Source organism: Corynebacterium incognita, assembly GCF_014217255.1.
Taxonomy (GTDB): domain Bacteria; phylum Actinomycetota; class Actinomycetes; order Mycobacteriales; family Mycobacteriaceae; genus Corynebacterium; species Corynebacterium incognitum.
The window spans coordinates 566,436-591,597 of the sequence record NZ_CP059404.1; the positions used below are offsets into that span (position 1 = coordinate 566,436).

The 25,162-nt window shown below is 53.9% G+C and carries 23 protein-coding genes, 2 tRNA genes and 1 pseudogene; 11 read left to right on the forward strand and 15 right to left on the reverse strand.

Going from position 1 to position 25,162, the window contains the following annotated elements; translation table 11 throughout:
- Positions 1 to 21 precede the first annotated feature (21 nt).
- From H0194_RS02650 to H0194_RS02680, 7 genes are all read right to left on the reverse strand, one after another.
- The gene (locus H0194_RS02650) at positions 22 to 966 is read right to left on the reverse strand and encodes a hypothetical protein (RefSeq protein WP_185176324.1); all 945 of its coding nucleotides are present in this window, start codon (positions 964 to 966) and stop codon (positions 22 to 24) included.
- Positions 967 to 1,019: 53 nt separating this feature from the next.
- Complete coding sequence (locus H0194_RS02655) at positions 1,020 to 2,879, reverse strand: asparagine synthetase B family protein (RefSeq protein ID WP_185176325.1); 1,860 nt, start codon at positions 2,877 to 2,879, stop codon at positions 1,020 to 1,022.
- Between the two features lie 199 nt (positions 2,880 to 3,078).
- Positions 3,079 to 5,238 (reverse strand): glycosyltransferase, encoded by a 2,160-nt coding sequence (locus H0194_RS02660; protein WP_185176326.1) that lies wholly within the window; start codon positions 5,236 to 5,238, stop codon positions 3,079 to 3,081.
- Positions 5,231 to 6,157, reverse strand: coding sequence for a hypothetical protein (locus tag H0194_RS02665; RefSeq protein WP_185176327.1), 927 nt, complete (start codon positions 6,155 to 6,157; stop codon positions 5,231 to 5,233). Before H0194_RS02665 ends, H0194_RS02660 begins: the two co-directional genes overlap by 8 nt.
- A 142-nt stretch (positions 6,158 to 6,299) precedes the next feature.
- Entirely contained in the window at positions 6,300 to 7,931 is a 1,632-nt protein-coding gene (locus H0194_RS02670) for a glycosyltransferase family protein (protein ID WP_185176328.1), read from the reverse strand.
- Positions 7,894 to 8,277, reverse strand: a complete 384-nt coding sequence (locus tag H0194_RS02675; protein WP_185176329.1) for a hypothetical protein — start codon at positions 8,275 to 8,277, stop codon at positions 7,894 to 7,896. The genes H0194_RS02670 and H0194_RS02675 overlap by 38 nt, the downstream gene beginning before the upstream one ends.
- Positions 8,267 to 9,448: a glycosyltransferase family 4 protein gene (locus H0194_RS02680; RefSeq protein WP_185176330.1), complete on the reverse strand. Its 1,182-nt coding sequence runs from the start codon at positions 9,446 to 9,448 to the stop codon at positions 8,267 to 8,269. The genes H0194_RS02675 and H0194_RS02680 overlap by 11 nt, the downstream gene beginning before the upstream one ends.
- Positions 9,449 to 9,838: 390 nt before the next feature.
- Between H0194_RS02680 and H0194_RS02685 the strand changes: the two genes are divergently transcribed.
- Together H0194_RS02685 and H0194_RS02690 are read left to right on the forward strand one after the other, a co-directional pair.
- Positions 9,839 to 10,564: an ABC transporter permease gene (locus H0194_RS02685; RefSeq protein ID WP_281382555.1), complete on the forward strand. Its 726-nt coding sequence runs from the start codon at positions 9,839 to 9,841 to the stop codon at positions 10,562 to 10,564.
- The gene (locus tag H0194_RS02690) at positions 10,554 to 11,384 is read left to right on the forward strand and encodes an ABC transporter ATP-binding protein (RefSeq protein WP_185176332.1); all 831 of its coding nucleotides are present in this window, start codon (positions 10,554 to 10,556) and stop codon (positions 11,382 to 11,384) included. The genes H0194_RS02685 and H0194_RS02690 overlap by 11 nt, the downstream gene beginning before the upstream one ends.
- Positions 11,385 to 11,411: 27 nt before the next feature.
- Here the strand turns inward: H0194_RS02690 and H0194_RS02695 are convergent, their stop codons facing one another.
- The 4 genes from H0194_RS02695 to wecC all read right to left on the reverse strand — a co-directional run bounded on the left by H0194_RS02695 (position 11,412) and on the right by wecC (position 15,670).
- Positions 11,412 to 12,845 carry a glycosyltransferase family 4 protein gene (locus H0194_RS02695; protein ID WP_185176333.1) on the reverse strand — a complete coding sequence of 478 codons (1,434 nt, stop codon included), beginning with the start codon at positions 12,843 to 12,845 and terminating at the stop codon, positions 11,412 to 11,414.
- A 65-nt stretch (positions 12,846 to 12,910) separates the two neighbouring features.
- A complete protein-coding gene (locus tag H0194_RS02700) occupies positions 12,911 to 14,203 on the reverse strand; it encodes a glycosyltransferase family 4 protein (protein ID WP_185176334.1) in 1,293 nt (430 codons plus the stop codon).
- A 48-nt stretch (positions 14,204 to 14,251) separates the two neighbouring features.
- Positions 14,252 to 14,328, reverse strand: a tRNA-Ile gene (locus H0194_RS02705).
- A gap of 76 nt (positions 14,329 to 14,404) precedes the next feature.
- Positions 14,405 to 15,670: a UDP-N-acetyl-D-mannosamine dehydrogenase gene (gene wecC / locus H0194_RS02710; protein ID WP_425486443.1), complete on the reverse strand. Its 1,266-nt coding sequence runs from the start codon at positions 15,668 to 15,670 to the stop codon at positions 14,405 to 14,407.
- Between the two features lie 215 nt (positions 15,671 to 15,885).
- On the opposite strand from wecC, the gene H0194_RS02715 reads away from it, so the two are divergent.
- The 5 genes and pseudogenes from H0194_RS02715 (at position 15,886) to H0194_RS11140 (ending at position 17,445) form a co-directional block, all read left to right on the forward strand.
- Positions 15,886 to 15,958: transfer RNA gene (locus H0194_RS02715), tRNA-Asn, on the forward strand.
- A gap of 107 nt (positions 15,959 to 16,065) precedes the next feature.
- Entirely contained in the window at positions 16,066 to 16,524 is a 459-nt protein-coding gene (locus H0194_RS11130) for a terminase gpP N-terminus-related DNA-binding protein (RefSeq protein WP_425486444.1), read from the forward strand.
- The gene (locus tag H0194_RS10935) at positions 16,430 to 16,912 is read left to right on the forward strand and encodes an IS3 family transposase (protein WP_246389022.1); all 483 of its coding nucleotides are present in this window, start codon (positions 16,430 to 16,432) and stop codon (positions 16,910 to 16,912) included. Before H0194_RS11130 ends, H0194_RS10935 begins: the two co-directional genes overlap by 95 nt.
- A 110-nt stretch (positions 16,913 to 17,022) precedes the next feature.
- Positions 17,023 to 17,235: pseudogene (locus tag H0194_RS11135) on the forward strand (DDE-type integrase/transposase/recombinase); the annotation flags it as partial.
- Positions 17,233 to 17,445: an IS3 family transposase gene (locus H0194_RS11140; RefSeq protein WP_425486453.1), complete on the forward strand. Its 213-nt coding sequence runs from the start codon at positions 17,233 to 17,235 to the stop codon at positions 17,443 to 17,445. The pseudogene H0194_RS11135 and the gene H0194_RS11140, both read left to right, overlap by 3 nt.
- Before the next feature lie 48 nt (positions 17,446 to 17,493).
- Here the strand turns inward: H0194_RS11140 and wecB are convergent, their stop codons facing one another.
- Positions 17,494 to 18,654: a non-hydrolyzing UDP-N-acetylglucosamine 2-epimerase gene (gene wecB, locus H0194_RS02725; protein ID WP_185176336.1), complete on the reverse strand. Its 1,161-nt coding sequence runs from the start codon at positions 18,652 to 18,654 to the stop codon at positions 17,494 to 17,496.
- A 181-nt stretch (positions 18,655 to 18,835) separates the two neighbouring features.
- On the opposite strand from wecB, the gene H0194_RS02730 reads away from it, so the two are divergent.
- A complete protein-coding gene (locus H0194_RS02730) occupies positions 18,836 to 19,120 on the forward strand; it encodes a hypothetical protein (RefSeq protein ID WP_185176337.1) in 285 nt (94 codons plus the stop codon).
- Here the strand turns inward: H0194_RS02730 and dnaG are convergent.
- Positions 19,117 to 21,063, reverse strand: coding sequence for a DNA primase (dnaG, locus tag H0194_RS02735; RefSeq protein WP_185176338.1), 1,947 nt, complete (start codon positions 21,061 to 21,063; stop codon positions 19,117 to 19,119). The genes H0194_RS02730 and dnaG overlap by 4 nt on opposite strands.
- A gap of 89 nt (positions 21,064 to 21,152) precedes the next feature.
- Here dnaG and H0194_RS02740 point away from each other — a divergent pair, with 89 nt between their 5' ends.
- From H0194_RS02740 to H0194_RS02750, 3 genes are read left to right on the forward strand one after another with little or no spacing between them, the layout of a single operon-like run.
- Positions 21,153 to 22,319 carry a hypothetical protein gene (locus tag H0194_RS02740; RefSeq protein WP_185176339.1) on the forward strand — a complete coding sequence of 389 codons (1,167 nt, stop codon included), beginning with the start codon at positions 21,153 to 21,155 and terminating at the stop codon, positions 22,317 to 22,319.
- Positions 22,320 to 22,357: 38 nt separating this feature from the next.
- On the forward strand, positions 22,358 to 22,855 hold the full coding sequence (locus H0194_RS02745; RefSeq protein WP_185176340.1) for a guanyl-specific ribonuclease: 498 nt from the start codon (positions 22,358 to 22,360) through the stop codon (positions 22,853 to 22,855).
- A gap of 4 nt (positions 22,856 to 22,859) precedes the next feature.
- Positions 22,860 to 23,069, forward strand: coding sequence for a hypothetical protein (locus H0194_RS02750; RefSeq protein ID WP_185176341.1), 210 nt, complete (start codon positions 22,860 to 22,862; stop codon positions 23,067 to 23,069).
- 132 nt (positions 23,070 to 23,201) lie between these two features.
- Here the strand turns inward: H0194_RS02750 and H0194_RS02755 are convergent, their stop codons facing one another.
- Complete coding sequence (locus H0194_RS02755) at positions 23,202 to 24,509, reverse strand: deoxyguanosinetriphosphate triphosphohydrolase (RefSeq protein ID WP_185176342.1); 1,308 nt, start codon at positions 24,507 to 24,509, stop codon at positions 23,202 to 23,204.
- Positions 24,510 to 24,527: 18 nt separating this feature from the next.
- Entirely contained in the window at positions 24,528 to 25,148 is a 621-nt protein-coding gene (locus H0194_RS02760; RefSeq protein ID WP_246389024.1) for a YdcF family protein, read from the reverse strand.
- Positions 25,149 to 25,162 lie beyond the last annotated feature (14 nt).

Below are 25,162 nucleotides of genomic sequence, written 5' to 3' on the forward strand. Positions count from 1 at the left end.
CATTTCCAATCAAGAATAGGCCTACTCGCTGCTAAAATCATTTCTTGCATTCAGGCCGGATGCAATTTGGCAGAGAGCCTTTTTATGACACACAAAGTTATCTGCTACCGGTGCCTGAGCAACGCTAGATATGTCGCACAGCTGACGCACAATGTGTCTCAGCTTTTCCGGCGGTATCGGCCGGTGCCCTGCCCCGTCTCTTTCGAAACGGATCTGGACGTTCGCCCTATCGGGTAGCCCTTCAAGAAAGGGCTTGGTTTGGAATCTGAGATACTGCCGATCTTGAATATTTTGGTAAATGAATAGCGCAAATGGAAGGCCGGATTGAGCTACAAGGTCTTCCATCGAAACTTTCACGAATTTATCCCGTACTCGGATTCGCTGAAGGTTAGTTTTAGCTTGGAAAGCTACCTCAAGGTATTGGCCAAAAGCGGGATAAGGGCGTGCACCTAGATCAAGCCTAGGGTTCACAGCCAGAACAACATCAGGTACGAATTCGAATGCATGTAGCAATGCAGCGTACGCACCACCTGATGCGCCAAAAAAGACGGTACGTACCGACGCTAGTTGTAAAACGATCTTGTTCAAGATCCCCGCAACAACAGGCGGCAAGCTACCAATCTCTGAGTTTCCAATAAACCATGCAAGGTCAATGTCACCAAGCTCAATGGTTGGATCAGCAATAGAAACTAGATTTGTGCCGGTGTCAGAGGCAAGCCCAACTCCTGGCAGCTGCGGAGTCGTCTTAGCACGCTGTGACAACGAAGAATGGAAGACGACGAGAGTATTCGGACTTGCCCGATTATGGATTAGGAAATCGAGGTTGCTGTTTCCATAAGCAATGGTCAGAACAAATTCCCCGATTGGGAAAACAACCCGATCCTTCGCCATATCTTCATGAAACTCTTCTAGCGAAGCAAAGCGGACAATCTGGTTCCAGGAACTCAAATCCCGCGCGCGAATCATTGATCCAATCTCCTATCCAATCTACGAAAACAAAACTTTTGGCGAAAGCGCCTCTATTCCCCCAAGTCTGACCTCAGTCCCATCCATGATTTGTTCCACCAAGTCAGAGACACGTACGTTCTCCAAATGTATTTTACGATCTGCCGCTGAGAAGACCCCCTTGGAATCACAAATTCGCCTTCTGCTGCTTTGGAGACCACCTCCCTAAATTCAGGGCTCAATTTCTCCCTTATAAAGGGATAGCCCGGATCGACTGTGATCTCCGCCGCAAGTTCCTTCGCCATCCTCTGTGTGTATTCGACTGGCTTGACGTACTTAAGATTTGGATCAATCGTGAGCCCGTCATGCTCGACTAGATCGCAAATTTCGGCATGACGTTGGTGATAAGTGTCCGAGCCAATTTCGGAGTTTACGCCACCTGCTTCGAACCGCCATTTTCCATTATTCGAAAGTGGAATCCGGTTGGCGGTTGGCCAGATTCTATCGAGGGCTAAGAAAAGAACGCGCTGCGAGATCTTCTCAGCCATGGTTAGACTATCCGACAGAGTGGCAACTTCGCTGTCTGCAATCGGGTAGCTAATGATTGCGTCGCGCTCGAAAAGATTAATATGTGCTTGGAGCCAGCGTCCCGATCTAAACTGCCGGGCAAACATATAAAGATAATCGAGGTCCATCGAAACCGGGGTGTTCTCAGTCCAATGATCGATAAAATAGCGGTACTTCGTCAGCAAATCTTCACTGGCCATCCAGCTAGCTTGGCCATATAATGCGCGTTTAATTCCTCCTGCCGTATAGTTCATCTTCTTTGCCTGCCCTCCTTTCATCAACGGCCACTGCCCCAACATGATGCCTTCATGGCTGTTCAAAGGGCTAGCCCCCTCATAAATAGATGTATGGGGCTCAGAAGCAGGTATGCCGTCAGAAAGACGAAGAGTTAGGCTCACTTTGTCCGTGGTGCTCGTTCCCAACATCGGCTTTGGAGCGGTAACAAACAGAGGGACTCCAGCAGACCTACAAAGATCATTTGCAACAGTTACCTCTTGATCACCAGGACGGCCGAAATTCACCGCCTTCACCGCGTTTTCAGCGTCCCTAGTAAGTCCAAGAAGCAAGCGACTATCTTTACCGCCACTCATACGTAGCTGAATCGGCGCTCCATTCAGTTGACGAAAGCAACGCTGCGTTGCCGATTTCAGTGCAGCGGCGAGTCGCTCGGACGCCTCTTCTTCGGTATGAAACTTAGGCAGATGTGGATTCAAGCCCCGAGGGGCTTGTTCGATGACTATTTCTCCTGCACGGATCGAAACAGCTTCATCGGGCAAGAGCGTACTCACGCCTGAGAAAGGGCTAGCCTTGTCGATTGAAAACCCCAACATTAGATATTGGTCAAGATAGTCCTCACTCAAAGCGACTTTACTTACGTCGCCATTTGCGATTGCGAGAGCAGCGAGCATAGGCCGATTCGAAACAAAGACGTAATCCTGATTCTCTCCAAAGTGAGCCGTCTCCATGGCAGGCACGGTGCCCCATAGCGTCACGCGGTCCCGATGTCGCTCGCCGAATGCCGCGACATAGCTACCCCAGACCGGCTCAGCATACTGCAAAGTACCGGCAATCCTTGAGACGCTATCGATAAGCTCCATGGCAACGTCCTGTCCCGCAGACAATGCCCACCAGTCCTTCTTTATTTGGACTGAATTAGTCTCCCTTTCCCGCTTCCAAACGAGCACGGATGCACGCCCAAGCGAACCAGGATGATTAAGCTTAGGTTCAGCACAGTAATGATTGCCCACAATTCGGGCATACGCAGCAAAGGCTGATCGCAATACGTCGCCAGATAGACTCCGCAGATCTGACTCAGTGTTACGGCCACGAAGATCTGGTTTAGGCACAGCCAACAAAAAGATAGTCATTTTTCAACTTTCCGCAAGATAAACTTGCCAAGAACTTTTGGCACCCACGGTGTGCGCCTAATGTTCACATTATTTGGCTCACAAATTAGTTGATGAAGGAGCCGTCAACTGCATGTTTACCGTTAGTGTACGCCAACACTTCAAAGTAGTGTCGGGATTCACCTGAACGGAATACAAAATAGACCGTTCAATTGTCCATCTAATGAGATTCTCTAAATAGGCCTCTCCATTTGTCCATCAGTTCGTCAACGCCCCATTGAAGGGCATAGTCACGTGCGATTCGGCCTTCACGGCAGAACGTCTCATGGTCTCGCAGGTTCAAAACCCTATCGACCGCATCGTCTGTTCCATCGACCACGTAATGCCCAAAAATGTCTCGAGCGCCATCACGGTCCCATACAACAGGCACCGCTCGCGACGCCATCCCCTCAGCCGGAGCTAGATGAAAACTCTCGTTCTCGCTTGGGGAAAGCACAACGCCGATAGATCTAAACCACGAGCTGATATCCGAACCAAAATCCTCAAAAACAATGCGACTTTTCAGCTCACTATTTTGAGCCACTGTTTGGAATAGCTCAAGATAACTTGACCGTTGAACGTTGTCCTTCCAAACATAGGGATATTCCCAGGGTGCACGACCCCGAATTCTTAGGTTATAACGGGGGTCTACTTCAATTAGTTTCGACAATAGTTTGATCGCGCGGTCTGGCCGCTTAAGAAACGGAACAAAACCGACCAAACCGAGGTTGAATTGAGCGTTTTCCATCTTAGGACGGTCAAAATCAACGGTATCGATCGTGTTAGAGATAATACGGGTGCGTTCCCTCGAGATGCCCAATTTTTCGACTGCCAGCCGACGATAATGCTCCGATACAAATATAACCTCGTCCACTTGTTCAAAGTCAAGGTTGAGGAGCCAGGGTGCTGGTCCACGAACTTCGAAGCCGTGCATTCGCGTAATTAGCTTTTGGCCTGGTCGCTTGTTCTGTGCGTACCAGTTCAAGAAGGGCCCGGCGAACTCACAAAAAACTACGTCAGCCCACCCACAAACTTCCAGACTATGCTTTTCGTCGTGGTCTCTTAAGGTGTCCCACGCGTCTTGGCGTAGAATAAAGTTTGGATCTGTTGAAAGTGAGTCAACCAATTCGCCCATAAATTTAAAGTCATGTGAGACGATTGCCATCTTCAACGGCTCAGTGACTGCCCCTTGGTTATCTCCGATAGCTCCCGCCGATAAGAAATAGCCGTGCAAGCGTTCTCGAGCAGCAGACATTGAATAGTCTTTCACCGCTTCTTGGAGCTTTCCATTACGGCGACCCAGCTGGCCAATGCTGGCAGCAATTTGCTGTGCAGCCTGTTTGGAAGTCGCCGAAGCTTGAGTAAAGAATGGGTAGTCCACCCCCAGCATTCTTTCCATGTCCAGGGTTCTATTGAGAAGCGTCGGGATCCCAAGTGAAGAATATTCCAAAAACTTTGTAGAAATCTCCAAACTGTAATCTAGCTTCTCTGTTCGCCAGCCGAGGCCTATATCCATCGATGAAATTTGTTCTAAGACCTGTTTCCTTGGCATACTGCCAAGCCAAGTAACACCACTGGAAGGGTCTTCGTGCGCGGTTACAATCGCACGCTTCATTTCATTTGCCCATTGCGGATTGTTTCGATCCTTATTTATCTTGTCTCCGATCACATATAGTTCGGCGTCAATTCCTAATTCCCGCAGATGACGTGGGATTGCCAACATTTCGAGAGTCTTCCAGTCTTTAGCCATCTTGCCGGAATAGACAATCTTCAACGGACCATCTAAAGTTTCCGACCCCCCGTTTTTTTCATAGCTAGGAATCATCGGATACATCAGATGCGTCTTCCCAGCCGCAGCGGGAGTGAGCGCTTCCAGATAGCTTCTTGCAGCCTCAGTTTGTACAAACAACTTGCGAGAACGGAGCGCCACCCGGTTCAAACGACCAAGATTGTTTTCTGAAGTGGATTCCAGAGGGAACGGCAAATCCGTGATATACGACCAGAGAACGGGAGCCAACCGAGGAGAACGCGAAAGCTCATTGCACAACGAAAGTCCTCTCGCTATAAGAACACTAGGTTGTTCTTGTTCAACGATGTTTTCCAGTACCCCCACGACGCTTTCGACTTCTAGCTCGGGGAGATGGCTCGGTGGATAATGGATAATAACGTTATCGATATGAATTACCGCATCCAAAAGCTTGTCTGTTTGGGGAACCATCTTAAGCTGCAAATGAACTTCATCGAAAATACCAGCCATTATTTCAGTAATCGACATCAACCAGACTGACGAGCCATCGATGACGTTAGGGCTAATATCGCCATAAACCAATGCCTTATTCATTTGAGGCGTCCTTTTCTCCAATTAGCTGCGCGATTGACGCAATTATTCCGGTGTCTGGAATGCTTACAATTTCTCGAGTACCCTGGGGTGACAGTAGCAGTGTTGCGGCATTGCGCAAGCTTCCCGTCATATGGCTGGGGACACCATCTGCGATAACTACAACCACTGTTCCTTCATTCGCACTTGTTCTCATGGCAGAAACTAGCTTCCTAAACCGGCTTGTTCCTTGCGCATCCAAGATTCCAGCCCAAGCTCCCTTTTCGAGCTCAGATTCCTGAATAACAAGGTAAAGTGCAGGAATACCCAAAGCTCCAGGAGCCTCCGCTAGACTAAAGCCTCGTATTTCTGCTTTATCTGCAAGAGCCCCGCGAACTTTCTCGTCAAAAACTCCGGAAACCACAATTTTCTTTTCTCCGCTTTCCAATAACCCACGCAGAATTAAAGGCGTTTTGGGATGGTCATCTTGTCCGGCTGCGTTACGCCCAGGCATATGGCTATTCCTCGAAGTGGCGCCATGAGCTGACACCGTGAACGGAAATAGATAGTCGTTTGAAGACCCGGGCACCCCTGCACTGCCGGGATAATTAATGCCAGACTCGAGCTCTTGAATCTTTTGGTTCAAATCCGAAAACGAACTTTCGGATGTGTCTTTAAGAAGAGCTACTTTCTTCTGCAATGACGCAAGCTTGGCCAGTGGCTTCAACGCTTTCGTGTTTTCACGCTGCTCTTTCCGCCGTAGCCCTTCCATTTTACGAGACCAAAGCAGTTGAATACTAAACGCAAAACTGAATAGTACGGTTCCTAGTGCCAGAGCCATGCGCCCAGTGAATCCCGGAAAAGCAAAAACTCCATAAACAACGATCAACGCAGCAATTAAGATTATCCCTGCTTGAATTTTTCCTGCTGCCAAATTTTTCATTGCGCCCTCTTTGTTCAAACGTTTCCTAGAAAGGAATCCCCAAAAGCCATGCGAATCATCCGCATGAACCTATTACTCAATTTAACACGTCTTTTCGAAGTGCTCCTTCCGTGCTTCCGCTAACGAATCACCATAGGAACTATCACTTCAGAACCTGCTTTTGCAGTCGCTTTATGAGTTTTACCGCTACAGAGCCACCTGGAGCGGAATCGAGACGCTTTAAAACCCCACGTACCTTGTCAAGTTTGGCTTTCTCGGCTGCTAATTGTCGTTTTAGAAGTTCATTCTCAGTTCTAATCTGAGAAAGAGACGTCTCCGAGTGGCCAAGCACCATAGGCTGGCCGGCCGAGGTGACTTCTAACAGTGAATGTTCAAGTCGGCTTGTTAATTGCTTCCAGCCTAGTGCTTCACGGTCGAGCTCTAGAGCAGAGTAACTAGTACGACCGAGTTCCCCCCTAACCGACAACCTTGCGACTGCACCGTCAATTTGCAGCTGGCTATTCTCGGGCTTACCAATAACCGCAAGTTGAGCGGAGAGACTGCCATCAGCCACGAATAAAGCGCCGTCCCCGGCATTGCCGTTCTCAAACCGATTCATGAAGAGAAGTAGCCCCTCGGCAACGCGGTCATATGTGTATTCTTGCGCGACTTCGAAGCAACGGTCGCCCGCTTCTAAAATTTCTTCCGCCAGGTCTGGAAGCCTAGATAAAATTCGCTTGTATTCAGCCATGGAGTTGCAGAAAAAGGGATAGTCTTTTCCGAGGAGCGCTTCGTGTGACGCAGTACGGTTCAGCACTACTGGCTTGCCTAACGAGCCATATTCCAAAACCTTTGTCGAGAGTTCAGTGCTGGAATCTAGATGGTTTCTTCTCCAGCTTATTCCGATATCAGATTTGGAGATTAGATGCCTTGTCTTTGCACGAGACATGCCACCGTACCAGGTGACTTGATCGGTATTTGAAAGAAGATATTTTGTGTTTGCTACGTAATTGGGTTTAGAAGTGTCATCTCGAAAATGCTTGCCTACCACGTCGAGCGACAGGGCGTTGCGTGGCAAGTCTTGACTGACTGATTTAAAGCCCGCCAGGATCTTGTCCACGTTCCAATCTGGAAAGAATTTTCCACTATAGATTAAGTTGCAACCAGTGCTTCGCGTATGCGTGGACTTCTCAAGTTCGCCGATAGGGGGAACATGAGGCGGAAGGATATGGTATTTCTCGTCACAGACTTGCACACCGTTTTGAGAAAGGACCTCGACCATATGTGGGGTCTGGAACAAGAGTCCGGATGGACTGTCTATAAGGCTCTGAAGGCACTCTTGCAAATGCTTTGAAATCCCTCCATTTAGAGCAGATATCCCGGTTACATAGACAAAAAGTTTACTTGCTTGGTCTCCCAAATTTTCGGCCAACAACTTACCAGTGTCAGAATCTCGCACGATCGCCTGATCAACGGACCTTTCGCGAATTATTTCCGCGACAGAGAGTGCATAATCCTGCCGAGAAAGACGGCTGCCACTCGGCGTTCTAACCACATAGTCACTCTTGGGATCTAGGATTTCGACATTTGGATACGGCAGCACCTCGGACAACACAGTCCAATCCACAACTTCTACTGCAGGCGCCAGCACAAATTCCAAGTTCGGAAACCTGGCTAACATCGAAGTGAGTCCTGCAATGAAAAAGGCAGAGCCGTCCACTGCATTTAGGTCGATATAACCTCCGACCAAGATACGTTTACTCGACATGATTGCTACCCTCTTCTGCAAGCTCACTTTTGCTAACTTCCATTCTGTCGAGGATCTCTCCTTCTGCAGTCTCTCGCCTTATGGTGACTTCCAGCTTCAACCACTCCGGTGGCATCGCCATGAAATTCGCTAGGGAACTCTGAGCGATTTCGTCTCCACCCGGCATTACAAACTTAAAACCATAAAACAAATTCGTTCCCCGAGCGACACAAACGACTCCAGAGCACCCATACAAATGCACTGGAAGTAGCCTAACAATGCCATCAACGGTCCCATGATGAGCTACGCCTGATTTCGAAAGCCCGATCATTATCTGCTCAACCGTCCTTTCGAGTTCACGATAACGCTGTTCCCAAATTGAGTTATCGTCCATTGGCATGCACCCTCTCCATTATCGTCGAGATTTCTCGACCTATCGTTGCTTCTCGTCCACATTTAATTTGAATTGAGCGACTCGCGGAACGAGACAGTGAAAGAAACAGCTCTGGGTCGAAGTAGAGCCTTTCCACCAGGTCTGCGATTGCAACCGGGTCTTCCGGAGGAGCGAGCAAGCCGGAGGAACCATGATTAATAAATTCCGGAATCGCGGCGATATCCGTTGATACAGGAACCAATCCGGAGCTCATTGCCTCACAAGTCGATACCCCTTGGGAATCAAAACGAGTAGGGGCGAGAAATACCCCATTCTTCTCGTGAAATTGGGATATTTCTGTCTGCTTGAGAAACCTAGGAACAAGATTTACATTCTTGAATTTCCGGAGCCTATTCGTCAGGCTGTCAAATAGACGTCCTTCACCACAGATCGTGAAATCAAGCTCTTTAAAATAAGGGCGACTACTCAATTCTGATATAGCCTCGACAGTCAAATCATTGGCATACTTATAAGAGGCGAAGGGCCTAATAGTTAGAATCTTAAGCCGATGCTCTTCACGTTTCGGCGAGTACGGAAACTGTTGTCCATCAACGAAATTTGGAATAGTAACCGAGCGTTCGATTTCAGTACCGATATCCGGCTCTACGACCATCTTCTGGAACCAATCGGATACGTTGACGAAAGACACATCCAGTTCTGGATCGGTAACTAGTTCACGAAAAAACGCGTTCTGAGGCTCGTAGTACCACTCTCTTTTATCTAAGGCTTCGCCGATTAACTCGGGGGAGCCTATGAAGTTAAACCACCTTCGATACCATCCTTCGGCTTCAAAACCATGAATCCAAACGATGATAGGCACGGACACCTTTGCACGACGTAAAGGCTCAATGCGAGAGGGCTCCGCGAAATGCACGAGAATAACATCATACGAGCGCGCAGCGACTAAGCGCTCAAGTTCTTGGTCGTTTCCAACGCGAACCTTCACGCCCCCAAACTCGTAATTGTACGGATTCTCGATCGGTTGGTGGTTGTAAAAAACCTCAACTTCGAGCCCCTCTTCTAAATAACCTCTCACCCTACTGTGAACAAACCCGTTTCGATACAGATTTGCTTTGCTGGGATAGGCGTTGGTTACAACTAGAGCGCGTGCACTACGCTTAATGGTTTTCAAGGAAATCCTCCGAATCTTCGGTACAGACCTAGCTTACCGGCTTCGGTCCCAGACTCACTCCGAAGCACGCCGGGCTTCCAAATCCTCAAACGTGCGGAGCTTGAGTACGATTGCTTATCGCACCATTCCAACCCGCTAGGCTAGTATTACAGCCTAGGCCGTTTGGGAAATACACCATCGAGGCGAAGCCCGGTTTGATGTAATGATTATGGAAGGTTGCTGCCGATGAACGATCGGTCGAGTCAGTCGTCCGCTAGCTTAAGTAGCGCGTTGATCCTCGTCGAAGACGAAGGGTTGCGGAGCCTTAATGCACGCCCGAGCCTTCGGGACTATCTTCGCGGAATATGGGACAAAAGGCATTTCCTAATCGCTTACTCTCGAAGTCGGGCCATGCAAGCAGGAAGGGGAATGTATCTTGGAAAGCTGTGGGAAATACTGAACCCCCTCCTCCAAGTGGCGGTTTTTGCGGTAGTGTTTGGCGTCATTCTTAAAGTCAGTCGCGGAATGGACAACTACATCGGCTTTCTGACGATAGGAGTTATCTTTTTCGGAATGCTAGGGCGAGGCCTGACCCAAGGCAACGGGCTAATAAAGTCGTCACGGGCCATGCTCTCCGCATTTTCATTTCCAAGAGCCATTGTGCCTCTTTCAGCCAGTTTGAAAGGGGCGATCGACGACATCGCCCCAGCAATCGTAGCAATAGCTGCCGCCGCACTTTTGCAAATTTCATCCGGAATCAACTGGACTATTTTGCTTACAATTCCGCTCTTTATATTGATTCATGTGATGAGTGCTGGAATGACTCTAATCACCAGTCGGCTTACTGCCTTCGTTCCTGATCTAAAGGGAATTATTTCGACGTTACAACGCGGTCTCTTCTTTTTCTCCGGAGTCTTTTACGATGTAAGTCGATTCGCAGACCAACCAGTGCTGCGAGAAATTATGCTAGCTAACCCGTTTTACGGATTTTTGTCCTCGGTCCGCGAATGTGTTCTTTCGGGCACAGTCCCGCCCTCAAGCTCATGGTTTTACCTGTCGTGTTGGAGCTTCGGCACTTTCATTGGCGGTTTTCTATTTTTCTGGGCTGCGGAAGATCGGTACTCAAATGTTAAATAAGAACACGGTTGTCGCACGTAATCTTTCCAAAACTTATACCCTCTCAAAAAGTGGCTCTGAAGTTAGCCTTTTTGGAAAAAAGAATCGGATTACGGTGGAAGCACTAAAGGATGTGTCTTTTGTCGCCCGTGCTGGCGAGTCAATAGGTGTTGTAGGACATAACGGGGCTGGCAAATCAACGCTATTCCGCCTAATTTCGGGAGGTGAGTCGCCTACTACCGGGCAAATTTACGTTTCTTCTCAACCCACACTCCTTGGAGTTTCTTCTGCGCTCCAATCGCAGCTTTCCGGGCGAGTTAATATTCGTTTAGGGCTCCTTGCGATGGGCCTTTCTCCTGCAGAAGTAGAAAGCCGAGAGGCCTCAGTGTCCGAGTGGGCAGAAATCGGAGATGCGATTGACCGGCCACTGACGACTTACTCTTCGGGAATGCGGGCTCGCCTAGTCTTTGCAATTTCAACAGAGGTTCGCCGCGAGCTACTTCTCATCGACGAAGCTCTCTCTACTGGAGACAAAGCCTTCAAGGATAGGGCAACCGAAAGAATGGACTCTTTCCTAGATTCCTCTGGAACCGTTTTCTTAGTTTCGCACGGAGCGGGGACAATCAAGGACTACTGCGACAGAGCGCTGTGGATTCACAATGGCGAAATCATTATGGACGACGATGCAACAGAAACTTCCAAAACGTACGTACGGTGGGCACAGTATCGTTCAAAGAATATGGACAAATCAGCCAATTCCCTTTTGGAGGATTGCCGCAACGTCTACGTTAAACCTCAAATAGTGTTCGAATCCGAGGCCGTCAGCTATTTAGACTGGTGATGTCCGGCCGAGTTAATATTAGTTTTCTTATACAACAGAGTTGGACACTTGTTTGAATCGCTTATTAAAAGCCTCCGCTGCGGATTCCCATGTCCGGCTAGACGCCCACTCAATACTGGCCCGCCGCAGCATCGAGAGTTCCTGGCCGTCTAAGTTCAAGACTTGTTTTATACCTTGCGCCAACGCCACCGCGTCATCGGGCGTGCAATACTGACCCAAGTTTCCCGTCACTTCTCGTAATGCTGGCAGATCTGTTGCAACAACTGGTATGCCGTAGGCAAGTGCGCGAAGTCCTTTCAAAGGAGTGACGTTTCGACAGACCTCCGTATCCCTCCTCGGTATCACGAAGACATCGAGCTTCTTATACCAATGTTCGGCCTCTTCAACCGGCACTCGACCTGGAAACTGTACTCGATCTTGAATTCCTAACTCGCGGACAAGCTTCTTGAGATCCGGAAGAATTCGCCCATCACCTACAATTAGGCACGAGACTCTCGGGGGGAGGTACGGAATGGCTTGCAAAAGCACTTCGAGTCCTTCGTAGTCAACCAACGAAGAAACTGTTCCAACAACCACCGACTCTTTGGCTTGAAATGGTCGAGGGTCAGCTGTTCGTAGGCGATCCAGTCCGATTTCGACTTCGGACTTAGTCACTGAATTAGGTACTACTACAATCTTTTCGCGCGGTATTCCCTGTGCCTCAATTTCTTCTTTCGATACTTGGCTCAGTACAAAAACGGAATCTGCTGCCCTCATCGCTGACAATTCGTACTCTGCAGCGGCCTTGTAGTAGCGAGACTCCCGCATTAAATGCTGTTGGTTTACGGGAAACTTAGAGAGCCACGTATTGTGTGGCTCGCCCCTAACCTCGTATGTCCAAGGAATCCCTAATATAGCGGCCGCTTGAGCTGCTATCCAAGCATTTCTGTCCCCGGTTGTAGTATGAATGACGTCAGCCTTAGACTCCCGCGCACGGTGAACGAGGAATCGCACCATCTTCATATCTTCCGCAGCCTTTTTAGGCGGCAAGAACCACGAAGTTAGACGAATGTATGTAACAGTCCCCCAGCGATCCGCATAACTAGAAGGAATCTTTCCGACAACATACGGATACTGGAATCTTGTTACTGGGAGCACTGAAAGACCTCCCGCTTCCATAGCTTCAAGAATTTTGTGAGAGCGCTCTGCATAACCAGACTGTGAATATGGATAGCTATTCGTCAAAAGCATTAGGACATGAGGCGCGCCGGTGGATAGAGGCTTCCTTTTCCCCGCCGAAGGAAAGGGCCGACACAGAAGTCGAGCATCTGTATTAAGCATTCTTTCCTCAGCACCAGACGAAACCTTACGCCAAGGCTTTGATTCAACAAGCTTCCTAAGAACTAAACCAACCCTAAAACTCGATTGGCTTAAACGTTCAGAAGCTTTTTCTACAGTCAGAAATGGTTCTCTGCTGATCAATGCCAACAGCGTAAGGCCTAATCTAAACCACTTTTGAAGGTTGTCTTGTATCGAGAACATGGCGATCAACCGTTGCGTATTTGAGCGAAAAAACGTTCCAATAGCTCCGCTGTAACGTTTGTCCGTTGTTTAGTAACCCATTCTTTCCCGGTTTCGGAGACGTTAAGCAGGCCAGGTTCCTCAATCAACTGTGCCCAGCGCCGTGAGAGTTGTGATGGGTTCTCAGGCTCGACTACCGTTCCTGCGTCGGCTGCAGAAACGAGTTGGGCGGCTTCTCCACCAACTACAGCAGTTATGTGTATGTTATGTTCCATTAACTCATAAAGTTTGGAAGGAACAGCCTTGCGTAACGCCGGCCAATCGGTCAAGTGCACAAGTGCTGTGTCTGCCCAGAGGTAATGCTCTTCTAAAGAATCGGCCTCAGCCCGAGGGAAGAATTCGATAAAATCCTTCAGATCTACTGAGCTCCGGACCAATTGGTCTCGCGCGGCGCCGGTTCCAACGAAGCGTAAATGGACGTTGTACCCGTTAGCGCGACATTCGCGTAGTGCGTCGATAGCATTGGTCAAATTTTGGGCACGCCCCAGGGTTCCTGCATACAATACGTTTAGCTGGCTTAGTGAATCGTGCTGCTGTCTCGTACCTTTCTGCTCATGTGAGGTCTCAGAAGGAAATACGTTTCTGACTAAAAGAAGCTGCTGCTTTCCGTTTCCCTTATGCTTCTCTTCAAGCTCTTTGAGAAGTTCGCTGGAGGTCAAAATAACTCCGGATGCTCTTCGCAAAGACCAATCGAGCGCGCGTTTTGTTGTCCAAAGCAAAAGCTGCAACGGCCCCTTTGAAAGGACTTTTTCCCGCAAGGACTTGTGGCCGAGGCTTTTATTCCAATGCCGCGACTCTTCCAAAAGTTCAGGCCACGCATCTCGAAGGTCGATCACGTATGGCCTGTTGAATGCTCGGCCAAGTATCTGGGCAACGATAGCAGTGGGTAAAGCTGGCACCGTACCAACCACCACATCGGGTGAAAAGTCTTGAGTCCGCTTAAGGCTGCATCCAACGTAAAGAGTCGTCAATGCCACGATTGCTTGATTGAGGATTCGGCTCGTTAAGGACCGTGTATCAGGTACAAACCCTACACGGTAGATAGTTTCGCGGCTCTTGAGCGGCTCCCGACGTTTTCCGCTGCGGAACACTTGCTTCGCCCAGCGCCTCCAGGTAACTTTGCGCTCGTAATGGGGCGGAGGAGCCAATACAACTAATTCGTGCCCCGCACTGATCAAAAGGTCACTGAGCCAGTTCCAACGTCGCTGGGGAATACCGTTCTCAGGTGACCAGTACTGCGAGACTACTAAGATTTTCACTATCACTCGCCCAATTCTTGTCGATGATAGACTATAGAGAATACAAGTTGGTGGGGCCACCGGGGCTCGAACCCGGGACCAACGGATTATGAGTCCGTAGCTCTAACCGACTGAGCTATAGCCCCTTTGGATTCCTCAACGGGTAAGTATACGGAGAGTGAAGCAAAAACAAAAATGCTCCACACCCCTCATCCATATCGCTTAAGCCCAAACGCCCTTGGTATCGATAACCTTTTTACCAGCGAGTTTACTCTTATCCAAGGCTACAAACTGCTTATGATTAACCAAAAGAACTACCAAGTCCGCAGCTTCAATAGCGCGATCCATTGACTGAAGGGAAACATTGTCTTGAGCTTCTAGCTTCGCGGGAAGCTCACTAATGTTGGGTTCCACGACTCGAATATCGAACTTGGGGTTATCCTCCGCCAGGCTCCGTACAATTTCCAGAGACGGGGACTCCCTCAGGTCATCAATATCGTTCTTGAATGCAATACCAAGTGCTGCAATCACTGGCGAGGTCTCCCCGTTTACAGCTTCAAGAACTTTCCTTATGACCCAATTAGGCTTCTCGTCGTTAATCAGTCGTGAAGTCTTGATTATGCGAGCTTCTTCGGGCACAGCAGACACGATGAACCAAGGATCAACCGCGATGCAATGCCCTCCTACACCTGGGCCGGGTTGAAGGATGTTAACACGTGGATGATGATTCGCAAGATCGATCAATTCCCATACGTCAATGCCGAGTTTGTCACTGATAATGGACAGTTCATTAGCGAATGCAATGTTCACATCTCGGAAAGAATTTTCCGTTAGCTTGGCCATTTCAGCAGTGGTTGCATCGGTCTTGAGCAGCTCCGCAGAACAGAACGTAGAATACAAAGCAACAGCAAGCTCAGTAGCTTTATCAGTCAGCCCACCAATTACCCTATCGTTGCTTTCCATCTCTTCCATGATCCGCCCAGGAAGAACCCTTTCGGGACAGTGTGCGACAAAAATAGCGTTCTCCTGGCTATCATCCAAAGTCAGATCTGGCCGCAGCTCAATGATCTTGGAAGCCATCGATTCGGTAGTTTTCGGCGGAACCGTAGATTCCAATACCACTAGAGCTCCCGGTTCCAAGAAAGGGGCAATGGCTTCAACAGCGGAATCGATGTACTTGGTATCTACGGCGTAGCCTCCCATAAAAGGAGTAGGTACACAGATGATGTACGCATCCGCCGATATTTGAGTGGACTGGGCAGTCAAAAGACCTTCTTTGACCACTTTTTCCATGAGCACGTCAAAGCCCGGCTCAAAAAAGGGCACTTGGCCGTCATTAATCAACTCCACCGTTCTAGGGTTGACATCTACACCAACCACCGGCACGCCCTTTGACGCAATGAAAGCGGCAGTCGGCAAACCGATATAACCCAAGCCGACTACACAAACTTTTTCAAACTCAGCCGTTGCACCTGTCACTGAAACCACGAATTCCTTTCTCAGAATTGTTCTGTGCATTCATATTACACTGGGGTGCCCCCCTCCCGACGCTGGGCCCTCTAATTCCACCATCAAACATCCCATTATCTACAACTAACAGAAATGGCTTGTACCAGGCGATTTGTAAACCTACAGAGATGGGATATATAGTTAGTTCTCGTTGCGGAACAGAAAGTACAATAAGGAAAACTGCCCCAAAATATTCCTCCATAGCTCAGTTGGCAGAGCATTCGACTGTTAATCGAAGGGTCACTGGTTCGAGCCCAGTTGGAGGAGCAACAAACCCCCGCCGTTCACAGCGGGGGTTTCTCGTTTTCATTGCCGTAAATCTCGGGTTAAGTAGCAAGAAGGGCATTCGGACGAAATCTTGGAGGATTTCCCGTATGACTAACGTGCGATACACAGATGCCCAGCGGCTCAAGGCATTAGAAGTATTCGATAGAACACAATCTGCTACCAAGACCGTTCGTGAGTTGGGCTACCCAGGCCGTTGGACACTCCATCGATGGATCAGAGAGCGTGATGAACCCCCAGCTGCCCCCATTCGGCGTACGACCTTAAAGCGCTACCCACTTGCGACAAAGCTCAAAGCCGTTGAGCTCTTCACCGCCGGTATGTCTCCTGACGCCATCGCATCTGAGCTTTCGCTGAACTCGAAAAAGAGCGTCTACGCTTGGGCCCAACGATTCCGCGAAGAAGAAAGGTGGGGCTTGATGAGCGCAACTGAACGCAAACAGTCTGCCGGCATTGTCACTCGTAAAGCCTTTGAGAAATCGCTTCCAGATGATGCGGCTGAACTCAAGAAGCTGGCAGCACGCCTATCAGCGGAAAGACCATGTTAGAGAAAGAACTGGAAGCATTAAAAAAGACGACAGCATCGCCCCTGCCAACCTCAGTAACAAGTTCAAAGCCATTGTGGTCGATGCGTTACGGTCTTCTTTTCCAATGTCGTTGTTGCTCGACATTGTTGGTCTTTCTTCATCCAGCTTCTATTACCAGCTCAAAGCCCTAAATGGCCCGTCAAAATATGCAGAACTGACAGAGGTGGTAACCAAAATCGTCGAGCATTCTGGATTCAGCTATGGATATCGTCGCGTATGGATCCAGCTGAAGAAACTGGGTATCAAGGTCAGGGAGAAAGTCGTGCGTCGAATCATCTCTACCAAAGGACTCACGGTGCGCTACGTGAAGAAAAGGCGTCGCTATTTGTCCTATCGTGGTGAGATTTAGGATGCCCCACCGAATCTGGTTAAACGAAATTTTCATGCCGAAGCGCCGGGTTTACTGTGGTTGACGGATATTTCCGAGTTTCCTGCTGATGACGGGAAAAATACTTCTCGGCGTTAGTGGACTGTTTCGATGGAAAGATTGTCGGGGCAACAACGCGCCGACACCCTAATCAGCAGCTTGCCGACGACTGTCTGAAGCAGGCGCTTGAAAATAATGCACCGCCAGACCCCGCAAAATTAGTAATCCATTCCGATCGAGGTTGCCATTTTCGGGGCAACAGTTGGATTCAAGCCTCACAGGACATCGGCTTTACGCGTTTGATGTCGAAGAAGGGATGTTCACCCGACAATTCAGCGTGCGAGGGATTGTTCGGCAGAATGAAAAATGAGATGTTCTATGGACGTAAGTGGCCCCATTGTGATGAATTGGAGCAAGCAATTCATGAATATGTTGGCTTCTATAACGAACATAGAATCAAGCTTGAGTTCGATGGATTAAGCATCAATCAACGCAGGCGCGAACTGCTACTCTGAACATTCCTCAAAAATGTCCGCATCCCCTTTTTCTTTACTTAACCCCGATTAGGCTTCGGGGTCAAAATCCTCGATGCGCTCTCCTACCCCGAGCAGCTCTGCAATAGCCGCGACGGAGCGGGCGGCACCCTTGCCGTCGCCGTAGGGGTTCACGGCGTTGGCCATGGCCTTGTAGGCAACCTCGTCGTCGAGGAGCAGCTTGGACTCGGCCACGATGAGACGGCGGTTAGTACCCACCAGCTTGACGGTGCCGGCCACAACCGCCTCCGGGCGCTCGGTGTTCTCGCGCATGACGAGGACAGGCTTGCCCAGGGACGGGGCCTCCTCCTGGACTCCGCCGGAGTCAGTGAGCACCAGCGTTGCGCGGTTCATGAGCTTGGTGAACTGGTCATAAGGCAGCGGGTCGGTGATGATGACGTTAGGCAGCTCCTCAATCATCGGCATCACTGTCTCACGGACCTTGGGGTTCAGGTGCAGCGGGAGCACGAAGATGTGGTCGGCGTATTCATTCGCCAGGTCCTGCACAGCGCCGCCGATCTCTTTCATCGCGTGGAGGTTCTCACGGCGGTGGGTGGTGACCAGCACGATACGCTTGTCGGTCGCAGCGGCTTCTTCCAGCTTCGGATCCGCGAAGGTGGTGTCCCACGACGCCGCCTCCAGAAGGGCGTCAATGACGGTGTTGCCGGTGACGACGATGTCCTTGGAGCGGAAGTTCTCCTTGCGGAGGTTCTCCATAGAACCGGAAGTTGGTGCCAAGTGCAGCGCGGCCACCTGGCCGATGATGCGTCGATTGGCCTCTTCCGGGAACGGAGACAGGATGTCGCCGGTGCGCAGGCCAGCCTCCAGGTGGACGATCTTCACGCCACGGTGGAAACCCGCCAGCGCGGCGGCCATAGCGGTGGAGGTATCGCCCTGGGAAATAATGACGTCCGGGTTCTCCTGCTCAATGACTGCGTCCAGCCCTGAGATGGCGCGGGACACGATCTCGTTCAGCGACTGGCCTGGCTTCATCAAGCCAAGGTCGTGGGCCGGGGTGATGCCAAACATGGTGTTCACCTGCTCCAGCATCTCCTTGTGCTGGCCGGTGGACACAGCCACTGACTCGAAGCGCTCGTCGGCATCCAAAGCCTTGATTACCGGGGCGACCTTGATCGCTTCGGGGCGCGTGCCATAGACCGTCATGATCTTTGGCTTGTTCGCGGAAGTCATTGATCTCCTTGAGAATGATAGAGAATGGGTCGTGAACAGTTTAGCCGAGTAGCTGCGGTTTTACAGTGTACGAAAAGTGAGAATCTATTCAGGTAGTCAGTGTGAACTCTCGCCCGATGCCAACAGGTAGGCTGGATAACCGTTACGGGACCCAGCACACGTCAAAGGGAGTCAATCTTTCATGTACCAATTCATCATCGGTGCGGCCGCGGGCTACGTCATGGGCACGAAGGCGGGGCGCAAGCGCTTCCACCAGATCAAGGGCGCTTATGAGAAGACCATCAACTCCCCCGTCACCAAGTCTGCCCTGGACGCGTCCCGCCGCGCACTGGCTAATAAGCTCGACCCGCAGCCGCGCATGCGCGAGATCAAGGATCACCGCAGCGGACGCGGCGTCGGCCGCTTTGTGGGCAAGAACAATCAGGTCGAGGGCCAGGACCGCATTTACGAGCCAGACGAGGACTAGTTCCGAAACGCCCGCGCCAGCAGCTCCTGGCGGTTCTTCTCCAGGGCGAGGATGTCCGCAAACAGGGCGTTGTAGGCCTGCTGGTCGTCGGACGGGCGCATGCGCTGCAGCTGGGATTTTAGCTGCGCAATCTGGTCGCTGACCAGGGTTTCCTGCAGGCGCGAGAGCACCACGTCGCAGTACTTCTCCCAGTAGGAACGATCGTTGGCCTCCTCCTCGCGGGTGCCGGGCAGGATGGGTTCCACGGCCAGCTCCGAGACGAAGTTGCGGGCCGAAAGGTCCCGCATCTCCCCCGCGACGGCGGCGATCCAATCGACCGTCGGCATGCTGGCGCCCGCGGAGACGCCGCCGATGTCCGCAATCGCCTGGCGCACCGTCCGATAGGCATCGTTGGAATAGGACTCTGGGCCAATACCGTCAAAGTAGCTGCCAGCAATCGCGGGCATCTGCAGCGCCAGCTTCAGCGACTCGCGCTGCGGCCACAGGTGCGTCTCGTTCGGGCTCGGCGGAATCAGCGCCGGCACATAGGCATCCGCTGCCTGTTGCTTATCGACGTCCAGCTGCGCCCGCCGGGCCCGCATTTGGTCCTGCTTGGAAGGCTTCTTAGGGCGCCGGGCAGCGGCGCGCACCTGCTGTAGCACTTCGTCTGTGTCCGGCCAGCCGACCCAGCCGGCCAGGCGGCGGGCGTATTCGGACTGGAGTGGGCGATCGCGAATGTCGGCGACGATGGGCACGGTGCGTCGTAAAGCCTGCAGGCGTCCCTCCGCGGTGTCCAGGCGGTGCTCGCTGAGCAGGGACTGGATGACGAACTCGAACATCGGGATGCGATCGGCCACCAGGTCGCGGACCGCGGCGTCGCCACGCTCCAAGCGCAAGTCGCAGGGGTCCATGCCGTCCGGGGCGACCGACACGAAGGACTGGCCGGTGAACTTCTGCTCACCCTCGAAGGCGCGCATGGCGGCCTTCTGCCCGGCCTCGTCGCCATCGAAGGTGTAAATGAGCTCGCCGTTAAAGTAGCTGTCATCGAGCATGAGGCGGCGCACCATCTGGAGGTGATCCCCGCCGAAGGCGGTGCCGCAGCTGGCCACGGCGGTTTTCACGCCCGCGGCGTGCATAGCCATGACGTCCGTGTAGCCCTCCACGATGACGGCCTGCCGCTGCTCCGCGATGTTCTTCTTGGCCAAGTCGAGGCCGAAGAGCACCTTGGACTTGTTGTACAGCATGGTGTCCGAGGTGTTCATGTACTTGCCCATTTTGTCGTCATCGAAGAGTTTGCGGGCGCCGAAACCAATGACGTTGCCGGACAGGTCCTTAATGGGCCACAGCAGGCGGCGGTGGAAGCGATCAATGGGCCCGCGCTTGCCCATCTTGGAAATGCCCGCGGCATCCAACTCCTCAAAGCTGAAGCCCTTGCGCAACAGGTGCTTGGTGGCGGTATCCCAGCCGTCGGGGGCGTAGCCGCACTCAAACTCGTAGATGAGATCGCGGCTGAAACCGCGGTCTAAGAGGAACTCGCGGGCCTTCTGCGCCTGCGGGGTCTCCAGCTGCTGGCGGTAGAACTCGTGGACGGCCTTGTTGACCTCGATGAGCCGGCGGCGGGTGCCGGGCTTTTCATCCCGGGCGCCGGTGCTGCCACCCTGGTAGGTGATGTTGTAGCCGATCTTCTGCGCCACGGCCTCCACGGCCTCCGGAAAGGACAGCTGCTCCATCTCCATGAGGAAGCTGAACACGTCCCCGCCCTTGCCGGTGGAGAAACAGTGGTAGTAGCCGCGCTGTGGGCGGACGTGGAAGGAGGGAGTCTTCTCGTCTTTGAACGGGGAGAGCCCCTTGAGTGAGTCGTGCCCCGCGGGCTTGAGCTGAACGTACTCGCCGACGATCTCCTCGATGGGTGCACGATCGCGAATCGCATGGATATCGCTGTCCGGAATTCTGCCTCGTGCCATGCTGTGTCATTCTACTACCCCGGGTGAAATCGGCTCGACGGCAGGATAAACTGTACTGGCACTGATTTTTAACTGACAAGGACCTGGACATGATGCGACGCTTCACCGCTGCCCTGCTGACCACCGCACTGACTCTGGGAGGCGCGAGCGTCGCCCAGGCGCAGGACGTGGACACCAACTTCACCTTCCCCGTGGGCGTCACTGACGCCACCCCGCTTGCTGGCAGCACGGTGGACGCCGCGGCGCTGGGCGCGGACGTGGCAGAGAATCTCCCCGACGGGCTGGCCACCATCCGCACCGTCCGCATCGACCAAGACTCCGCGCGTCGCGAGACCGAGGACCACATGCGCGCGCTGCGCACCAAAGCGTGGAACGACCCGAACGCCTACCTCGACGGAGTGCCGCTGCGCGAGTTCGCGGCGACGCACGGCATCAGCTCACTCGACGACTACCTGGCCGTCGAATGGAACCCCGCCCTCGAGGCCGGCGCCGTACAGCGCGCCACCGAGGCAGGCGTACACTTCGCCCACGAGCGCCCCACCGGCGAGGAAAGCAACACGGCCTTTGACACCTTCCGCGGCGACTACGACTCTTGGACCGCAGAGAATCTCGGCATGCGCGGCGCGCGCTCCTTTGACGACGAGTACGCCCCACTCATGGCGGCGCGCGGCAACTACGCCGCCGGCGGACACATGTACTGGCTGCTCCACCCAAGCATCAAGAGCTTCGCCGCCGCCACCGCACAGCACGCTGCTGATCCCAACACCATGTACCAGTGGTCCGGCTCCTCTCAAGAAGCCAGCGGCACCAGCGAGCTGGGCAAGCGCAACGGCGAGGTCGCCGTGGCCGTCGCGGTACCTGAAAGCTGGCTGGACACCCAGCCGCTGAGCGTGCCCGGCACGATCACGGTGGGCAACGCCATGCGCATGCAAGAGATGCGCTCCCCCTACGCCGATTCCCGGATGTACGCGGGGCACGTACGCGTCTCCGGCGAACTGACCAGCGCAGACGCGGAGATCGTAGAAGCCACCTCCACGCACTTCATCGGACGGAAAGTCGGCTCCACCACGCTGACGTTCACCCCGCGCTTCATCCGCGGCGGCGTGGTCACCGCGGATTCCACCCGCGCCGTCCAGTCCGAGACCTCCGTGGTCAACCCGCCGAGCGGCTCCTCCGGCGGCGGCATCGGCATCATCGTGGCGGTCATCGTCGCGCTGCTGGCCGCGCTGGGTATGGGCGCGCAGTTCCTAGGCTAGTCCGTAACACTTCTGCCCTCATGGCAGGATGAATAAGCATGGGACAAGGCAACAACAACGGTGGACGCTCCACAGGCGTGCTGGCCACGCTGGGCGTTCTGGCGCTGGCGGCGATAGGCTCCTACCTCGGCATTGACGGGCTGGGCGGCTCGGGCACGGGCGGGAGCTCCGGCGGCGACGCTGCGACGGCGACGAAGCAGGTGGCGGCGAGTAGCGCGGCGTCGGCAAGCGGGCTTGACAAATGCGCCCTGGACACCCTGCCCGACGAGGCGGAGGACACAGCCGACGACATCCTCGCGGGCGGGCCATACGACCACCCGGACAACGACAACAAGCGCTTTGGCAACTACGAAGGCGTGCTGCCCAAGGAGTCCAAGAACTACTACCGCGAATACACGGTGGATACGCCGGGCCTGAACCACCGCGGGGCACGACGGATTGTCACCGGCGGCGGCACGGAGACCGACCCGGAGGTCTGGTACTACACCAACGACCACTACGAGAGCTTCTGTGAGATCCCAGATGCGGAAGGATAACGTCATGTTGGTGACGGAACATGTGGCCGGGCGCGCGGACGTGTTCGCGACGCTGTCAGGTGAGCAGGCGGTGCGCAACTTAGACGCGCTGGCGGACAGGCTGCGCGAGCTGGGCGTGGAGTGCGTGACGTTTACGGACTGGCACCTGCCTGCCGCCGACGACGCGGCGCTGCGCGAGGTGTTCGCTGACGTGGGCGTGCGCTTGTGCGCTTAAGGCTGGGTGCGTTGAGGCTGGATACTTAATGACGCATTGTGTTACTAATGATCCGTTTTGCTTACAGGTTTTCGTGTAAGAAAGCGCGGTATTAGTAGCGAAATGGATCATTAAGCCCGAAGGGCCGGGCTGCTAGCCGAAGTATCCGGAGAGCTCCGCGGACTGCTTGGCCAGGCGCTCGAGGCGCGACTCGGTCATGGACGCGATCTGGTCGATGATGACGCGCTGCCGCTGGGCATCGCTTTCCGCCTGATGCCACCACATGCGAAACATTGGGTCCAGCGCGCCCGGCGCGCCCGCAGTCAGGTAATCAAACACGCGGTAAATGCGCTCGCGCTGACGATCCTGGCGGGCCAAGTGCGTGGGCAGGTCCATGACGTACAGCACCGCGATGGCCTTGAGCAGCGTCACCTCCGCCAGTGCCTGCTCCGGGACCACCAGATCGCCATGCTGGCGGCCCAGCGGTTGGCCGGAGGAGGATGAATGCGCCTCCAGCGTCGCGGTGACCGTGGCGCCCACGTAGCGGCCCACCAACTCCGAGGTCATGCGCTTTAAGTCCACGAAGCCGCGCAAGGTGTTGTTAAAATCCGCCGCGCGGGCCACCACGGGCAGCTGCCGCAGGGAGTCGGCGGCGTCAAGCAGCGCCTCGGCGTCGCCGCCAAAGGCCTTCGCGCCCTTCTCCGCCAGCTGCGCCAGCTCCACCAAATCCCACAGCACGCCCAGGTTCACGCGGCCGGAGACGATCCCGTCCTCCACGTCGTGCACCGAATACGCGATGTCATCCGACCAGTCCATGGCCTGCGCCTCCATGGCGGGGCGCTCATCGTCGTGGCCGTCGCGGATCCACTCCAGCAAGTGCGCGTCCTCGTCGTAGCAGCCGTACTTGCGATTGATGCTGCCGTCCGGGTTGGTCTTGACGCGCGGGTACTTGCACGCGGCGTCCAACGCGGCGCGCGTCAAGTTCAGACCGTAAGAAATGTCGCGGCCGGGGTGTGCGGGGTCGTCGACAAGCACTTTCGGCTCCAGGCGCGTGAGGATGCGCAGGGTCTGCGCATTGCCCTCGAAGCCGCCGCACTCCTCCGCGACGTCGTTGAGCGCGTTCTCGCCGTTGTGGCCGTACGGCGGGTGGCCAATGTCGTGGGTGAGCCCGGCCATCTCGCACAGATCAGCGTCGAGGCCCAGCCCGGAGCCGATACCGCGGGCGATCTGCGCCACCTCCAGCGAGTGTGTGAGCCGGGTGCGCGGGGTATCGCCGTCGCGCGGGCCGACGACCTGGGTCTTGTCCGCAAGCCGACGCAGCGCGGCCGAGTGGAGCACGCGGGCACGATCGCGGGAGAAGGCGCCGCGGTGATCGGCGTCAGCGTCGGCGAAGTTGCTGCCCTTCGGTGCCTCGGAGTGCAGACGAGCGGCGTCAGCAGAGGAATACGAATATAGGTTCATCGCCGCCTATTCTAGGCCCTACCTGGGCTGTGACCGGCGCTGGCGCGCCAACTCCTCGTGGCGGGCGCGGCGCGAGGGGCGGATGTATGCCTCGATGACGTGAAGGCGCTCGCGCAGCGCGGTGGCACGGTCGCGGCCCACTACCTGTTCCGCGGCCCACACGAGAAGCCCGCCGGCCTCGTGGGCGAGCATGCGCCACCAGGCTGCTGTGGGAAAGCGCGTGGGGCATTCCGGGGCGCCGGTTACCTGTGCGTGCAGTCCCAGGGACCGCGCGATGAGCCACGTGCGCGGGCGGTGCAGCGGGTCGGTGACGATGACCACGCGCGCGCCGAGAAGTTCCGGATGCTCGCGCAGCGCCGCCTCCAGCGAGGTTCGCGTGTCATTGCCCTCGGCCACCGCGTGCACGTTCCGCACCCCGAGCGCCTCGAGCTCCCGCTTGGCGACGCCCGCCTCCGTAAACCGATCTCCGGGCAGGTTACCGCCAACGGTGATGACGGTGGTGCTCGCCTGCTCGGCGGTGGCGCTCCATTGGTTGGCGGTGGTGCGCTCGCGCACCACCGCCGCGTGCCGGATGCGGGCGGCGAAGATGCGAGACGGGCGGCCGTCGTACTGCGCGGTGCCTAAGACGATGATGTACACCTCCCCCAGTCTGC

What these genes read in the sequence shown, in the direction of transcription:
- H0194_RS02755 (WP_185176342.1), bottom strand. Translation starts at nt 24,509, where the DNA reads ATGAACCTATATTCGTATTCCTCTGCTGACGCCGCTCGTCTGCACTCC.
- H0194_RS02655 (WP_185176325.1), bottom strand. Translation starts at nt 2,879, where the DNA reads ATGACTATCTTTTTGTTGGCTGTGCCTAAACCAGATCTTCGTGGCCGT.
- H0194_RS11130 (WP_425486444.1), top strand. Translation starts at nt 16,066, where the DNA reads ATGACTAACGTGCGATACACAGATGCCCAGCGGCTCAAGGCATTAGAA.
- H0194_RS02730 (WP_185176337.1), top strand. Translation starts at nt 18,836, where the DNA reads ATGTACCAATTCATCATCGGTGCGGCCGCGGGCTACGTCATGGGCACG.
- H0194_RS02685 (WP_281382555.1), top strand. Translation starts at nt 9,839, where the DNA reads ATGCAAGCAGGAAGGGGAATGTATCTTGGAAAGCTGTGGGAAATACTG.
- H0194_RS02740 (WP_185176339.1), top strand. Translation starts at nt 21,153, where the DNA reads ATGATGCGACGCTTCACCGCTGCCCTGCTGACCACCGCACTGACTCTG.
- dnaG (WP_185176338.1), bottom strand. Translation starts at nt 21,063, where the DNA reads ATGGCACGAGGCAGAATTCCGGACAGCGATATCCATGCGATTCGCGAT.
- H0194_RS02665 (WP_185176327.1), bottom strand. Translation starts at nt 6,157, where the DNA reads ATGAAAAATTTGGCAGCAGGAAAAATTCAAGCAGGGATAATCTTAATT.
- H0194_RS02745 (WP_185176340.1), top strand. Translation starts at nt 22,358, where the DNA reads ATGGGACAAGGCAACAACAACGGTGGACGCTCCACAGGCGTGCTGGCC.
- H0194_RS02690 (WP_185176332.1), top strand. Translation starts at nt 10,554, where the DNA reads ATGTTAAATAAGAACACGGTTGTCGCACGTAATCTTTCCAAAACTTAT.
- H0194_RS02660 (WP_185176326.1), bottom strand. Translation starts at nt 5,238, where the DNA reads ATGAATAAGGCATTGGTTTATGGCGATATTAGCCCTAACGTCATCGAT.
- H0194_RS02750 (WP_185176341.1), top strand. Translation starts at nt 22,860, where the DNA reads ATGTTGGTGACGGAACATGTGGCCGGGCGCGCGGACGTGTTCGCGACG.
- wecB (WP_185176336.1), bottom strand. Translation starts at nt 18,654, where the DNA reads ATGACTTCCGCGAACAAGCCAAAGATCATGACGGTCTATGGCACGCGC.
- H0194_RS11140 (WP_425486453.1), top strand. Translation starts at nt 17,233, where the DNA reads ATGTCGAAGAAGGGATGTTCACCCGACAATTCAGCGTGCGAGGGATTG.
- H0194_RS02675 (WP_185176329.1), bottom strand. Translation starts at nt 8,277, where the DNA reads ATGGACGATAACTCAATTTGGGAACAGCGTTATCGTGAACTCGAAAGG.
- H0194_RS02650 (WP_185176324.1), bottom strand. Translation starts at nt 966, where the DNA reads ATGATTCGCGCGCGGGATTTGAGTTCCTGGAACCAGATTGTCCGCTTT.